The sequence below is a fragment of the Brevundimonas phoenicis genome, assembly GCF_047237745.1.
Lineage (GTDB): Bacteria > Pseudomonadota > Alphaproteobacteria > Caulobacterales > Caulobacteraceae > Brevundimonas.
The window spans coordinates 2032380-2047277 of sequence record NZ_JBDFLN010000001.1; the positions used below are offsets into that span (position 1 = coordinate 2032380).

13 protein-coding genes are annotated in these 14898 nt (G+C 66.8%); 11 read left to right on the forward strand and 2 right to left on the reverse strand.

Annotation, left to right across the window (positions count from 1 at the left end; all coding sequences use genetic code 11):
* Position 1: 1 nt before the first annotated feature.
* The 5 genes from ligD (at position 2) to ABC419_RS10095 (ending at position 4342) form a co-directional block, all read left to right on the forward strand.
* Positions 2–1852 carry a DNA ligase D gene (gene ligD, locus ABC419_RS10075; RefSeq protein ID WP_200165192.1) on the forward strand — a complete coding sequence of 617 codons (1851 nt, stop codon included), beginning with the start codon at positions 2–4 and terminating at the stop codon, positions 1850–1852.
* A complete protein-coding gene (gene xth, locus ABC419_RS10080; RefSeq protein ID WP_200165193.1) occupies positions 1849–2652 on the forward strand; it encodes an exodeoxyribonuclease III in 804 nt (267 codons plus the stop codon). The genes ligD and xth overlap by 4 nt, the downstream gene beginning before the upstream one ends.
* Before the next feature lie 8 nt (positions 2653–2660).
* Positions 2661–3170: a hypothetical protein gene (locus ABC419_RS10085; protein WP_200165194.1), complete on the forward strand. Its 510-nt coding sequence runs from the start codon at positions 2661–2663 to the stop codon at positions 3168–3170.
* 120 nt (positions 3171–3290) lie between these two features.
* On the forward strand, positions 3291–3665 hold the full coding sequence (locus ABC419_RS16800; RefSeq protein WP_487247047.1) for a four-helix bundle copper-binding protein: 375 nt from the start codon (positions 3291–3293) through the stop codon (positions 3663–3665).
* 65 nt (positions 3666–3730) lie between these two features.
* Positions 3731–4342: an SOS response-associated peptidase family protein gene (locus ABC419_RS10095; RefSeq protein ID WP_412877583.1), complete on the forward strand. Its 612-nt coding sequence runs from the start codon at positions 3731–3733 to the stop codon at positions 4340–4342.
* 274 nt (positions 4343–4616) lie between these two features.
* Here the strand turns inward: ABC419_RS10095 and ABC419_RS10100 are convergent, their stop codons facing one another.
* Together ABC419_RS10100 and ABC419_RS10105 are read right to left on the reverse strand one after the other, a co-directional pair.
* Positions 4617–5366, reverse strand: coding sequence for a class I SAM-dependent methyltransferase (locus tag ABC419_RS10100; RefSeq protein ID WP_200165197.1), 750 nt, complete (start codon positions 5364–5366; stop codon positions 4617–4619).
* A complete protein-coding gene (locus ABC419_RS10105; RefSeq protein ID WP_200165198.1) occupies positions 5363–5644 on the reverse strand; it encodes a helix-turn-helix domain-containing protein in 282 nt (93 codons plus the stop codon). The genes ABC419_RS10100 and ABC419_RS10105 overlap by 4 nt, the downstream gene beginning before the upstream one ends.
* A 77-nt stretch (positions 5645–5721) precedes the next feature.
* On the opposite strand from ABC419_RS10105, the gene ABC419_RS10110 reads away from it, so the two are divergent.
* From ABC419_RS10110 to ABC419_RS10135, 6 genes are all read left to right on the forward strand, one after another.
* Entirely contained in the window at positions 5722–7773 is a 2052-nt protein-coding gene (locus tag ABC419_RS10110; RefSeq protein WP_200165199.1) for a TonB-dependent receptor domain-containing protein, read from the forward strand.
* Positions 7774–7847: 74 nt separating this feature from the next.
* Positions 7848–8225 (forward strand): MerC domain-containing protein, encoded by a 378-nt coding sequence (locus tag ABC419_RS10115; protein ID WP_200216570.1) that lies wholly within the window; start codon positions 7848–7850, stop codon positions 8223–8225.
* Between the two features lie 20 nt (positions 8226–8245).
* Complete coding sequence (locus ABC419_RS10120; RefSeq protein ID WP_200165201.1) at positions 8246–10198, forward strand: TonB-dependent receptor domain-containing protein; 1953 nt, start codon at positions 8246–8248, stop codon at positions 10196–10198.
* 3 nt (positions 10199–10201) lie between these two features.
* Positions 10202–14035, forward strand: coding sequence for a cobaltochelatase subunit CobN (gene cobN / locus ABC419_RS10125; protein ID WP_412877582.1), 3834 nt, complete (start codon positions 10202–10204; stop codon positions 14033–14035).
* Complete coding sequence (locus tag ABC419_RS10130) at positions 14022–14498, forward strand: MotA/TolQ/ExbB proton channel family protein (RefSeq protein ID WP_200165203.1); 477 nt, start codon at positions 14022–14024, stop codon at positions 14496–14498. Before cobN ends, ABC419_RS10130 begins: the two co-directional genes overlap by 14 nt.
* Positions 14498–14800, forward strand: a complete 303-nt coding sequence (locus ABC419_RS10135) for a DUF2149 domain-containing protein (RefSeq protein ID WP_200165204.1) — start codon at positions 14498–14500, stop codon at positions 14798–14800. Before ABC419_RS10130 ends, ABC419_RS10135 begins: the two co-directional genes overlap by 1 nt.
* Positions 14801–14898 lie beyond the last annotated feature (98 nt).

Consider the following 14898-nt stretch of genomic DNA (forward strand, 5'->3'; position numbering starts at 1 on the left):
CGTGGCCCGCGCCGCCCGGCGCGCCGCCCCGGCGTCCACTACCTCCCTCCCCGCCTTCCGTCCGGTCCAGCTCGCGACGCTGGTTGACGCCGTGCCAAGCGGCAACCGCTGGCTGCACGAGATGAAGTATGACGGTTATCGGCTGGAGATCGCGATCGGGGGCGGACGCGCCCGGGCCTTCACCCGCTCCGGCCTGGACTGGTCGGAGAAGTTCGCCGGGATCGTAGAGGCGGCCGCTGGCCTAAAGGTCGAGTCCGCGTTGCTCGATGGCGAGGCTGTCGTGTTCGACGCCGAAGGCCGCTCCGACTTCCAGACGCTTCAGGGCGCATTGAAAGGCGATCCCGCCAGGATCGACTATGTCGCCTTCGACCTCCTCGAATTAAACGGTGAGGATCTGACGGGACTGCCACTGCTCGAGCGCAAGGCTCTTCTGCGCGACCTAATGCCCAAGAAGCCGAAGCGACTCCGCTACTCCGACCATATTCGTGGGAGCGGTGAAAAGCTGTTGAACAGCTTCTGCACAGCCGGTCTGGAGGGCGTGGTGTCGAAGCTGGCCGACGGCCGCTATGTCGGCGCGCGATCGTCCGGGTGGGTTAAGACCAAATGCATCCAGCGCCAGGAGTTCGCCGTGGTCGGATGGACGCCTTCGGACAAATCCCGCGCTTTCCGTTCCCTGATCCTCGCCGTCAACGAGGACGGCGCTCTGCGCTATGCCGGCAAGGTCGGGACAGGCTTCGATACGAAGGAGCTCCAGCGGCTCATCTCCATCATGGGTCCGCTCGAACAAGACACGCCGACGGTCAAGGCGCCGCGCGCCGAGGTCCGCGGCGCCCATTGGCTACGCCCCAAGCTCGTCGCAGAGATCGCCTTCACCGAAATGACGAACGAAGGCACCCTGCGCCATCCAAGCTATCTCGGCCTGCGAGACGACAAGAGGCCTGAGGCCGTGGTGATCGAGAAGGCGGCGCCGGTCAGGCTGGCGGAAGCGCCGGTGGCCATACAGATCAGCAACGCCGAGCGGATCATCTATCCCGAGAGCCAGATCACCAAGGGCCAACTCGCAGACTATTACACAGCCGTCTCGCCGATCATGCTGCCCTGGATCGCGTCCCGTCCGATCAGCCTCGTCCGATGCCCGCAAGGCCGGGCCAAGAAATGCTTCTTCCAAAAGCATGACGCCGGCAGCTTCGGGGAGGCGGTCCGTCATGTGGCGATCGAGGAGAAGGACGGCGAGGAGGAACCTTATCTGTATATCGACACGGCCGAAGGGCTGATGACCTGCGTGCAGATGGGCACGATCGAATTCCACGGCTGGGGCGCGCGCATCGAGGACGTCGAGAAGGCGGACCGCCTGGTCTTCGACCTTGACCCGGACGTGGGTCTTGATTTCGAGGCCGTGCGCTCCGCCGCCTTCCGTTTCAGAGACATTCTGAAGGCGATCGGGCTGGAGACCTTCCCCATGGTGACGGGCGGCAAGGGCGTTCACGTCATCGCGCCGCTGACGCCGCGGGCCGAATGGCCCGAAGTGAAGGATTTTGCTCGACGGCTTGCCATCGCAGTCGCTCAGACTGAGCCGACCAAGTTCACAGCCGCCCTGCCGAAGGCCCAGCGGAAAGGACGCATCTTCGTCGACTATCTGCGCAATCAGCGCGGCGCGACCGCCGTCATGCCCTACAGCGCCCGCGCTCGCGAAGGTGCGCCTGTGGCCGCGCCGATCACCTGGAAGGAGATGGAGACGATCGAAGGTCCGGCTCGCTTCCATGTCGGCGACCAGGTCGAACTGCTTAAGCGCGCCGGTCTGAAGACGCTGTCGTCCTGGGGACGCGCTGATCAGGCGCTGCCCGACCTGTGAAGATCGCAACCTACAACGTGAATGGGGTCAACGGCCGCCTCCCTGTCCTTGTTCGGTGGCTGGAATTGGCTCAACCGGACATCGTCTGCTTGCAGGAACTGAAAGCCCCCCAGGAAAAATTCCCCGAAAGCGCCATCCGCGATCTTGGTTATGACGTGATTTGGCACGGTCAGAGCCGATGGAACGGCGTCGCGCTGTTGAGCCGGGTTGGTGAGATTCACGAGACCCGACGCGGCTTGCCAGGCGACCCCGACGACGTACAGAGCCGATACATTGAGGCGGCCGTGAACGGCGTGCTTATCGCCGGCCTCTACCTGCCGAACGGCAACCCCCGGCCGGGTCCGAAGTTCGATTTCAAGCTGCGCTGGTTCGATCGTCTGCACGCCCACCTGACGAGTCTGGTTGGTCTTGACGCGCCCGTCATCGTCGCTGGCGATTTCAACGTCATGCCGACGGATAAGGACGTCTATGCCCCCGAGCGCTGGCGCGACGACGCCCTCTTCGCCCCTGAGGTGAAGGCCGCCTACCACCGGTTGCTTGACCAAGGATGGACGGACGCCGTCCGCCGCCTGCACCCCGACGAGGTCATCTACACCTTCTGGAAATACTGGCGCGGCGCGTTCGAACGGAACGCGGGGCTGAGGATCGACCATCTCCTCTTGAACCCGCCAGCCGCCGCGCGGCTTGTTGCCGCTCAAGTCGATGACCGCCCGCGTGGCTGGGAGAAGACGAGCGATCATGCGCCGGTGTGGATTGAGATTCGCGAGCCGAAAGGCCGGCTTCGGACGCCGCGGGTCTAGGAGAGCGAATGATGGAGACCGAACAGTTCATTCTTCTTGAGAACGACTGGTTGCCGAACAACGAACGGCTGCCGGTCCTCCTCTATCGCGGAGTCGTCAATGCCGAGGGGAAGAAGGCCGCGGAACGCTTCGAACAGATGTTCGCCGATCATGGCTGGCCGCCCCAATGGCGCGACACAATCTTCGACTACGACCACTACCATTCAACGGCCCACGAAGCGCTCGGCGTGGCGACAGGCTATGGCACGCTGCTGCTCGGCGGGCCCGGCGGCCGCGAGGTCGAGGTCCGCGCCGGCGACGCGCTCATTCTCCCTGTGGGCGTCGGCCATCGCCGGGTCGCGGTCAGCGACGATTTCATGGTCGTTGGGGCGTATCCGAGGGATCACGATTGGGACATATGCCGAGAGGCGCCCAATGACGAGACGCGCCGGCGAATGCGGACGCTCGCGATCCCTGATGAAGATCCAGTCGTCGGGCGCAGCGGACCGCTTCGCGAGCGTTGGCGGGCGAACAGGTGAGGTCTCCACGAAGGCGGCCTCGGACTTCAACTTTCAAGTCGGATCGTATCTTCGACCTCGGGAGTTCGACAGTGCGGGGCGCTTCAGAAAAGAGAGGCCCAGGCCATGTCCATTCATAAGATGATCCAGCTTCACCCGGATGTTGGCGACGATTTCAATGAACCGCTCGCCGACGCCGCCCGCCACACGATGTTCTGCAGCCTGATGTGCACGTCGTGCGCCGACGCCTGTTCTGCCGAGACGATGGATATGCGGCAGTGCATCCGGTCCTGCCTGGATTGCGCAGACGTTTGCGATGCGACCGCCCGACTTGCGGTCCGCCGCACGGGTCAGAATATCGAAGCTCTACGCGCCATGCTCGAGACCTGTGCGAACTTCTGTGATCTTTGTGCAGAGGAGTGCGAGCGTCACGACCACGACCATTGCCGTCTTTGCGCAGAGATGTGTCGCGAGTGCGCGAATGACTGTCGCAAAGCGGTCCCGACGGTCCAATAGGATTGTTTCAGGGAGTCATTCCCGATGTGTAACGAGTACGCCCGCGAGATCGCATTGGCCAAGTTTTGCAGAAACTCGCGAAAGCCAAACAGATGCCGTTCGAGTGGCAGGATGGGCGGATTCCTAACGACCTCGGCCCGAAGCCCAGCCTGAAAATTCGTGACCTAGGTTTGGTGGTTCGCCTCAATCGGGGCCGTCTCGTCGGATCGATGTCGCCCTGGGCCTGGTCTGCAACGAACGGCAAGCCGGTCTTCAATTTTAGGAGCGAAGGTCGGGACTTCGCAGGCAGCGATCGGGTGCTGATCCTTGCGACAGGATTCTACGAGCACAGCACGCCGCGAAAGCCCGGCGTCAAGCTGATGGACCGCTTCTTTTTCACGATGCGAGATCAACCCTGGCATTGGATTGCCGGCATTGTGAAAGACGGCTGCTTCTCGATACTCACGACCGAGCCCGGACCAGATATCGCGCCATTCCACAAACGCAGCGTCGTCCCGCTGGCTCCGACCGATGGGGTGGAGTGGCTGACGCTTTCCAAGGATGAGGCGGACATATTTGCGCCTCTCCCGGAAAACAAGCCCGAAGTGCGTGTGATCCGAAGAGACGGCATTCAACTGGCAGCCGATCCGGCCAAGCCCGTGCCTGCTGACGAAGGTGGATTACTCCAGGGGCTGTGACGGTCGTTTCGGCAGAGTTTTGGTCTGGACCATCTTTTCGGCCTAATGCGCAGCGCAAACGCAGAAACGCAAAAATCTCGCAAGCCATTGAGATTACGGGGTTTTTGGCGCCTATATCGGTATAACCAGAGCGGCTATACGAACGGTGGTTGCGGGAGCCGGATCTGGACGAGACCTCACACCTGCGATCCGCTTCATGACGTGACTACGCCAGCGACATTCAACGCCCACATCGCTTCAGAAGCAGTCATTGCGTCAGAGCGAGAAGGCGACTCTAGTTCAGCTCGCAAGCCACCACATAATCGGCGCCGCATCGTAAGCCGTTGCGCTCGGCACAGAGCGCGAGTCCTTCTTCGCGAAGAGTTTCAACCCGCGAGGCAAGGCTCCGGGCCAGCCCTTGATCTGCGACCCGGGGCAAGCGCCGCACAGCCATATCCAGTTGACCGTTCACCCATTTGGCCTTGTAGCGATTGGGAAAGCGACGAGCCGAGAGCACCCTGAAGCCGGCGCTGACGAGCGCGTTCAACGTCCACTCCGCCGGATACTCCCGATAGGGCGTCTCGTCCGCCAGGAGCAGGACCGCGTCGCGGAGTCTGCCGATCTCACGCACCATCCGGGCCTCGTCCGTATCGGCCGGTCCGACGATGTAGGGATCCAGGCCGACGACATAGAGGCGACGCCCGGTCATGGGCCTCAACCGGCGCAGAAGGGTTTGCTGGAAATAGGGCGCGAAGCCCTCGACGGCGCCGATGAGATAATCGGCCAGCACCGTGTCGAAGACCTCGCCTTCCAGCAAGGTCGCGTCGGTCCAGTTGCCGAGCAGCAACCGGTCGTGCGGACGAAGACGCTCCCCGACCGAGTCGCGCACCTGATCGGCATGACCGGCCGCAGCCGTCACCCCCGTCCAGGCCTCCGTGGCCAGACCCGCGCTCCACAGACTGGAGTTGACCCCTGTCCCGGCGTCCAGAAAACGACCCCACGGAATGTCGCCCTGCAGCGCCTCGACGTGATCGAACAGGCTCATTGCGCCTCGGCCCGGGCAGCGCGAAACGTCGCTCGGCGGACCAGCCGCACTTCGAGATCATGGCCCATGGCGTCGGCCAGGCGCACCGCCGCCTTCAGGGTCATGCGCTCCCGATCCCTCAGCCACAGGCAGACCTGTCCCCGCGGGACGCCGAGCCTTCTCGCCAGATCGGACTGACTAAGACCGTTGGCCCGACACGTCTCGAAGACCCGCCCGATCATTCGCCAGACCTCGACCTGCACCCGCTCGGCCTCCGCCGCAGCCCCCTCGCCGCTCATTTCAATCTCCCTCATGCTCGCTTGATGAATGTTACGATATAACATAATAGCGACTCTCTTCATGAACGGGGAGCGTCATGCACTCAAGATCGATCCTGCTCGCGGCGGCGAGTTTCTCAGCCATTTCGACATCGGCCTGGGCCGACGCCCTGCCCCAGTCCGGTCCCGCCGCGACGCGCCTGGAAGACGTCGTGGTGACCGCCGACGCCCTGGGCCGGTCGAGCAGGGAGGTGGTGTCCAATGTGGCGGTGCTGCGCGGAGACGAACTGGTCCAGCGCCGGCAATCGACTCTGGGTGAGACGCTGACCGGCCTGCCCGGGATCAACTCGGACACCTTCGGCGGCGGGGCCAGCCGTCCGGTGATCCGGGGCCAGACCGCGCCGCGCGTGAAAGTCCTGACCGACGGCTCGGCCCTGATGGACGCCTCGGAAGTCTCGCCCGACCACGCCGTGTCAGGCGAGCCCCTGCTGCTGGAGGGCGTCGAGATCCTGCGCGGCCCGTCCGCCCTGCTCTACGGCGGCGGCGCTATCGGCGGGGCGGTCAATCTGATCGACAAGAAGATCCCGACGCGCATCCCTGAGAACGGCGGCGAAGGCGTGGCCGAGTTCCGCCTCGGCACGGCGGACAATGAAGAAGCCGGCGTGGTCGGCCTCACCGCCGGCGCGGGATCGTTCGCCATCCGCGTCGAGGCCGCCGGACGCCGCACCGACGACTATGAGGTTCCCGACTTCGACGAAGCCACGCTGGACGGGTCGTTCAACCGGAGCTCGACCGCGACCCTGGGCCTGTCCTGGATCGGGTCGCGCGGCTATCTGGGGGCCGCCTATACGGAGCAGCGCAGCGAATACGGCCTGCCGGGGCATACGCACGAGTATGAATCCTGCCATCCGCACGGCTCCAGCCTGCACTGCGGCGGTCACGACCACGGCGACGACCATGACCACGATCATGATCACGACCACGATCATGACCATGTCCCGATCGTCGACCTGATCAGCAAGCGGGTGGACGTGCGCGGCGAGATCGAGAATCCGTTCACCGGGATCGAACGCATCCGCTTCCGCGGCGGCTTCACCGACTATCGCCACGACGAGATCGACGACGGCGAGATCGCCACCACCTTCACCAATGAAGGCTATGACGCCCGCGTCGAGGTGCAGCACGCCGCCATCGGCGGGGTGCGCGGCGTGGTCGGCGCCCAGACCTCGCGCAGCGATTTCGCCGCCGTCGGCGCCGAATCCTTCATTCCCGAAAGCCGCACCGAGAACCACGCCCTGTTCCTGGTCGAGGAATACGTCGCCGGCGACTGGCGCTTCGAAGGCGCCCTGCGCCAGGAGTGGCAGGACGCCAGCGCCCTGGGACGCACCGATACGAGCCACTCGCCCTTCTCCATTTCCGGCGGCGCCAGCTGGACCTTTACGCCCGGCTATGTCGCCAGCGTGACCCTGGCCCGATCCCAGCGCGCGCCGACGGCGCAGGAGCTGTATGCGCGCGGCGTCCATCTGGCGACCAACACCTATGAGATCGGCGACGCCGATCTGGACGTCGAGACGGCCAATTCGATCGAGCTGGGCCTGAAGAAGATCGAGGGCGCCACGACCTTCGCCGCCAGCCTCTATCACTACGACTATGACGGCTACATCTTCGCCGACACCCTCGACCAGTTCGAGGACTTCCGCCTGATCCGCTACACCCAGGCCGACGCCCGCTTCACCGGGATCGAAGGCCAGGTCACCCACGCGTTCAGGCCGGGCCTGTCGGCCACGGCCTTCGGCGACTACGTCCGCGCCGAGCTGAAGGGCGACGGCGGCGACCTGCCGCGCATTCCGGCCGGCCGTCTGGGCGTCCGCGGCGACTTCTACCAGGGCGCCTGGTCGGGCAATCTGGAGTACGTCCACGTCTTCGAGCAGGACCGCATCGCCGCCTTCGAGCGCAAGACGCCCGGCTACGACATGGTCAACGCCACCCTGGCCTATGGCGTCCCGACGATCGCCGACATCAGCGGGCAGATCTTCGTGCGCGGGACCAATCTGCTGGACGAGAAGGCGCTGAACCACGCCTCCTTCATCAGCCATCTGGCGCCCCTGCGCGGCCGCAATCTCGTCCTGGGTTTCCGCGCCCGATTCTGATCCTTCCCCTCCTCCCCCCGCCTGGCCGCGGCGTCCCATGACGTCGCGGCCGACTTTCCTCTGAATGGATCGCCATGAACGCTCGTGTCCAGACCTGGGGCGACGCCGCCGCCGTCGGCCTGTCCTGCCTGTGCATGATCCACTGCCTCGCCCTGCCCCTGGTCGCAGGACTGCTGCCGGTTCTCGGCCTGTTCGCGGAAGCCCCTTGGGTGCACTGGGCCTTCGCCCTGACCGCCGCGCCCATCGCCGCCTGGACACTGACGCGCCCGACGCCGGACGGTCGTCGCGCCTGGCCGCTGATCAGCCTGGGCGCGCTCGGCGTCGCCCTGCTGTTCCTGGCCGCCGCCGAATGGCCGACACACGAGGCCGAGACGCCGATCACCGTCGCCGGCGGCCTGCTGCTCAGCGCCGCTCACCTGATGAACTGGCGGCGCAGGCCGCACGCCCACTGACGTCCTGGACATCTCACACCATGAAATCCGCTATTCCGCAGGCCTCTGCGACGGCGTTCGCCGCCGCCCTCGGCGCTGCTTTTCCCGCCATCGCCGAAGAGGCCGCGCCGCAACGCCTGCCTGACGTGGTCGTCACCGCCACATCCACCCAGCGGACGACGACCGACGCGCCCGCCAGCGTCACCGTCATCGACCGCGAAGAGCTTCTTCGGCGGCCGGTTCAAGACCTGACCGACGTCCTGCGCGACGTGCCGGGCGTGACGCTCAACGGCGCCGGACTGACCCGGCGCGGCGTCTCCATCCGCGGCATGCCCAGCGAACACACCCTTTTCCTCCTCGACGGGCGTCGGGTGAACGCCGCCGCCAACGCCGTCCAGCACGCCGACTTCGACCTGGGCTGGATGCCGGCCGAAGCCATCGAACGCGTCGAGGTCGTGCGCGGGCCGATGTCGTCGCTCTACGGCTCCGAGGCCCTCGGCGGCGTGGTCAACGTCATCACCCGCAGCGCGTCCGACGAGTGGCGAGGCAGCCTGACCGCCATGGGCGGATTACGCGAGGATGGCCGAGGGGGCGAAACCTACCAGGTCGGCGCCTATGCGGGCGGCCCACTGGCGCAGGACCGTCTCGGCCTCAGCCTGTTCGCGGAATCCAAGGCGCGGGCCAATACGCCCCAGGCGACGAACCGTCGCCTTTCCGACCTCGAAGATCGCGAGACCGTCACCGGCTCGGCGACCTTGAGCTGGACGCCGGATGCGGCGCAGCGGATCGACCTGACCATTCTGGGCGGGCGCGACGACCGCTATCGCGACACGGCGACCACAGGCGCATCGCCCGTCTACTATCGCTTCGCCGACACGGTGCAGCGGCGCCAGTACGCCCTGTCGCATCGCGGTTTCTGGAGCTGGGGCGAAACAGCCGTCCGCGCCTACCGTTCGACGCTGGATCGCGAAAATGCGGTGACGGCTGGACAGACCCCCTCGCGCCCTGTGGGGATGCAGGAGGACATCCTTGACGGCCGGGCCACCATCGACCGCTGGGCGAGCCATCGCCTGAGCGTGGGCGGCGAATGGCGGCGCGAGCGGCTGGAGGATGCGGCCGCCTCCCGGTCCGGCCGGCTGGAAGGCGAACGCTACGCCCTGTTCGTGCAGGACGAATGGACCCTGACGTCCTCGCTATCGCTGACCGCCGGCGCGCGGTTCGATCACCACGAGCAGTACGGGTGGCAGACCAGCCCGCGCCTCTACGCCGTCTGGTCGCCGCTCGAGGGGCTGACGCTCAAGGCCGGGGGCGGCCGGGGCTTCAAGTCGCCCAGCCTGAAACAACTGTCGCCTGAGTTCGAGACCATAGCGGCCGCAGGCCGTTTCCGGGTCTACGGCAACCCCGACCTGAAGCCCGAGATCGGAACCTCCTACGAGGCCTCGGCCGAATACCGCCGGGGCGGCTGGATGGGCCGCGTCGGCGTTTTCGACAACGACATCGAGGACCTGATCGAAACTCGCTGCACTGCATTCTGCGGCGTGCGCGGCCGTGAAATCCGTCTGTATCAGAACATCGCCGAGGCTCGAATTCGCGGCGTAGAACTGGCCGGCGCCGCGCCCCTGCCGGGCGGCTTCAGCCTGAGAGCCGACTACACCTACCTGGACAGCGAAAACCGGGAGACGGGCTCTCCCTTGTCCGAGCGGCCCGAGCACAGCGGCCACGCCACCCTGCGCTGGCAACCTGAGGAAACCCGCTTCGTCCAGCTTCGCGGCGAGTACGTCGGCGAGCAATGGATGGTCTCCAACTCCGTACAGCAGCCGGTTCCCGACTACGCCGTGGTGTCGCTGGAAGGCGGCTACCAGCTTCAGCCGAACCTGTGGGTGCGCGCCGGGGTTCAGAACCTGACCGACGTGCGTCTGGCCGAGGAATCCGGCTTCTTCTCCTTCGCCGAGCCCGGCCGCTTCTACCACCTCGGCTTTACGGCGAGCTTCTGAGCCGTGGCGTTCCTCCTCCGCCTCCTCCTAATCGTCGCTGTCTGCCTGACCCCGGCCCTCCGGGCCGCCGCCCAGGACGCGCCGGGCCCACGCGTGCAGGTGATCGGCAGCGATTTCATCCTGCCCGCCAAGTTCGTGCGCTTGCAGGCCATGGCTGGGGCGGAGGACGTCGCCTTGCGTGGAGCATCCCTCTCCACGCTTGACGATCAACCGGACTGGGCGCAGGCCGACTTCATTCTTCTGGACACGCCGCGTCCCTCCGATGTCGAAGCGGTGCAGGCCGTGATCGGCGACAGGCTCGAGATCGGCGACCGGCCCTGGGTCCGCATCGGCGGCGGCCCGCCGGCCTTCGGCAACCTGTCGCCCGAGGCGGCGCGGCGCATCGCCGGCTACTATGCGGCGGGCGGACAGGAGAATTTCACCCTCCTATTCCGATATCTGAAGCTCCACGCCATGGGCGGCGACGCCGCCGCGCTTCCGCCGCCGCGCCCGCTGGAGCAGGTCGGCTATCATCACCCGAGCCTGGAGGCGCACGACGCCGAAGCTCTCGACGCCTGGCTTGCCGGGCGGCCGGCGCGCGCCCGCGCGGCGATCGTGATGTCGAGTTCACAGGTCGCGGATGGCGACAACGCCGTGATCGACGCCCTGATCGCCGCGCTCGACGCCAGGGGCCTGGAGGGCGTCGGCGTGTGGTTCGACCAACGTCGTCCGCAGGGCCTGACCGAGGCGCTCGCGCCGCTCGCCCCCGATCTGCTCCTCAACACCCAGCATATCGTCGCCGGCGACCCGATCCGCGACCAACTCACCGCGCTCGACATCCCCGCCCTGATGACCTTCTCCTACCGGGAAGGCGGCGTCGAGGCTTGGCGCGCGGCCGATACCGGCCTGCCCAGCCGGTCCGCCGCCGCCCTGATGGCTCCCGCCGAGGCCTGGGGCATGAGCGATCCCATGGTGATTTCGGCTTTCGAGAACGGCGCTCTCGCCCCGATTCCCGAACAGGTCGAAGCCGTCGCCGCCCGCGCCGCCCGCCTCGTCGCCCTTCGCCGCAGGCCCAACGCCGACAAGCGGCTGGCCCTGATGTTCTGGAACCATCCCGGCGGCGAGGCGAACGTCTCGGCCTCGAACCTGAATGTTCCGCGCAGCCTGGAGGCGTTGAGCCTGGATCTGAACGCGGCGGGCTATGCGATTCCGCCGCTTTCCGAAGCCGGCTGGATCGACGCGGCGCGCGCCATGCTGGGCGCCTTCTACCGGCATGAGGAACTGGACGGTCTGCGGGAGCGGGAATTGGCCGTGACCCTGCCCGTCGCCCGCTATCGCGCTTGGCTTGACGCCCTGCCCGCCGTCCGGCGTGACGCCGTCCAGGCCCGCTGGGGCGACCCGGCGCGGCATTGGTCGGTGCGGACCATCGACGGCGAGACGGTTTTCGTCATCCCCGCCTTCCGCGACGGCGCCCTGACCGTCTTGCCCCAACCGCCCCGGGCGGCCCGCGTGGGCGAGGCCTATCACGACACCGCCGCACCGCCCGACCATCTGTACCTGGCCGCCTATCTGTGGGTGCGCGACGTCCTGGACGCCGACGCCCTCATCCATCTGGGCACGCATGGGACGCAAGAGTTCCTGCCCGGCAAAGACCGGGGACTGTCGGCGCACGATGACGCCTTCGTCGTGCTGGGCGGCCTGCCGGTCGTCTATCCCTACATCCAGGACAATATCGGCGAGGCCATGCAAGCGAAGCGGCGCGGCCGCGCCGTCACCGTCAGCCATCAAACTCCGCCCTTTTCTCCCGCAGGTCTGAACGACGAACTCAAAACCCTCCACGACCTGATCCATCAGCACCAGCAGTTGGAAGAGGGCGCGGTGCAGGACGCTGTGCGGGAGCAGATTCTCGACCTCGCGGCGCAACGAAGCGTGGACGCCGACATGGGCTGGACGCGATCGACCGCGCGCATCGACTTCGCGGCCTTCCTGAACCAGTTGCACGACTATCTGCATCAGGTCGGCGGCGCGCCCACGCCGCTCGGGCTGCACGTGTTCGGTCGTCCGGCCTCGCCGGATCACCGGCTGACCACCGTCATGCAGCAACTGGGCGCGCCCTACTTCGAGGCGCTTGGCCGGGACGAGCAGGAGGTGCTCGCCAAGGACCAGGTCGCCCTGCACGCCGATCCGGCCTTCCAGACGCTGCAACGTCACCTTCGCGACGGCCTTCCTTCCAGTTCCGTCGCCGATCCCCTTTTGCGCGCCCAGATCGAACGCGCTGAAATCCTCGACCGGCGCCTGGCGGAAACCGGAGAGACAGACGCCCTGCTCAGAGCCCTGTCCGGCCGTTTCGTCCTGCCCGGCGAAGGCGGTGATCCGGTGCGTAACCCCGAAGCCGTCGGCGGCCGAAATCTCTACGCCTTCGCGCCGGACAAAATTCCCGCCCAGGCCGCTTATGACGCCGCTGCCGGGGCCCTGGACAGCCTGCGTCAGGCCTATGCCGAAGAGCACGACGGGCGCCCGCTGACCAAGATGGCCGTCAGCCTGTGGTCGTCCGAATCCGTCCGCACCCTCGTCCTTCCTGAGGGACAGATTCTGCGCGCCCTGGGATTACGGCCCCGCTGGGACGCGGGAGGACGCATCGTCGCGCTCGACATCATACCGGCCGGCGAACTGGGGCGGCCGCGCATCGACGTGGTGGTGCACGCCACCGGCGTCTATCGCGATCAGTTCGACGGCTTCCTGCGCCTGCTGGCCGACGCTGTCGAACGCATCGCCGAACAGAATGAGCCCGGCGATCCCGTCGCGGAGAACAGCCGCGCCGCCGCCGCTCGCCTGGTCGCCGAAGGCCTTTCGACCGATGAGGCCGAGACCCTGGGCCGCGCCCGCATCTTCAGCAATGCGCCCGGCGACTACGGCAGCGGCGTGCCCGACGCCGTGCGCGACGCGGACAGCTGGAATGACGCCGAGGATCTGGCCGATCCCTTCCTGGACCGCCTGGGCTATGTCTATGGCGCGGGACGCTGGGGCCGGAAAGCGCAGCGCGGCGTCTTCGCCGCCCAGCTCGCCGGGGTCCAGGCCGCCGCCCTGTCGCGATCCAGCAACCTGCATGGCGTCCTGTCGACCGACCACCCTTTCGAATACCTGGGCGGCCTGTCGCTGGCGATCCGTCGGGCCGGCGGCGAGGCGCCCTCGCTCTACATCACCGACGCGCGGGCCGGGTCGCCGAGGACGGTCGCCGCTCGCGACTTTCTGGCTGCGGAAATGCGCAGCCGCTACACCAACCGCACCTGGATCCAGGCCATGCAGGCCGAAGGTTATGCCGGGACGCTGGCTGTCGTGGATCTGGCCGACAATCTGTTCGGCTGGCAAGCCACCGCGCCCGGCATGGTCCGACAGGATCAGTGGCAGGCGCTTCACGATGTCTATGTCCGCGACGAGCGCGGCCTGGGCGTGCGGGAATGGTTCGAAGCCCACAACCCCACGGCCGAGCGACAGATGATCCAGCGCCTGCGCGACGCCGTCGCCAAGGGCTACTGGTCTCCTGACGCGGCGACGCGGCAAGCGCTTGAGGCGCGCCTGGCGCAGATCGACAGTCCTTCGCCCCCCGGAGCGACGACGCATCCCGGCTTCGGCCAGGGAGCGGCTCGCTCAGCGGCCGCCTCGGCCCCGCAGCCTGCCCCGGCGCGCACGCCTTCCGACCTCGTGCGGGGCCAGGTCCTTGAGCCGATCCCGCCGCCCGCCCCTGCCCCGTCCCTTCCCCCGCCGTGGGGCGGCCTGCTGTTTCTCCTCGCCTTCCTGGCGGGCGGCGTCAGCCGTCTCGTCTCCCTCCCTCGAAAGGTCCCTCATGCCCCAGCTTGAAGCCGGCCTCTATCAGGTCTCCAGCCTGTTCCTCGCGCCGGCGCTGATCCTCATCCTGGCCGCCATGGCCTATGCCCTGTTCGCCCTCGGCGCCTTCCTGGTGGAGGCCGGTCAGCGCCGACGCGCCGACTGGCGCAGTCCCCTATGGCGCCGCTGGCGAGCGACCGATGCCGCCAGCGACGATCTGGAACTGATGATCCTCAAGGACCTCGAGGGCCTGCGCATCGTCTCGCGCAGCGCCCCCATGCTGGGCCTTGTCGCCACCATGATCCCCATGGGCCCCGCCCTGCTTGCGCTGGGACGTGGCGACGCCTCGGGCGTAGGCGAGAACATGGTGGTGGCCTTTTCGGGCGTGACCCTGGCCCTGATCGCCGCCAGCATCGCCCACTATGTGCTGACCGTGCGCCGGCGCTGGCTGCTTCAGGACCTGCGCGCCATCGAACGCGCGCGGGAGGCCGGCTGATGCGCTTCCTCGACGAAGAAGACGACGATCCCATCACCGCCGTTGTCAATCTGATCGACCTGTTCGTGGTGATCATCGCCGTCCTGCTCGTGGTTCTGGTTCAGAACCCGCTCAACCCCTTCAACGCACGCGACCTGATGGTGATCGAGAACCCCGGCAAGGCCGACATGCGCATCACCGTGAAGGAGGGCGACGAACTGACCCGCTACGAATCCCAGGGCCGGATCGGCGAAGGCCAGGGCGTCAAGGCGGGCTCAGCCTATCGCCTCCCCGACGGCAGGATGATCTATGTGCCGGAATAGAAGATCGGATCATAAATCCCAGTCCAAAGCCGCCGCTCCATAGGAAAGGCTTCCAGTGCTTGATCTGAACCGCAGCCAAGGGAGGAAAGGGGTATGAA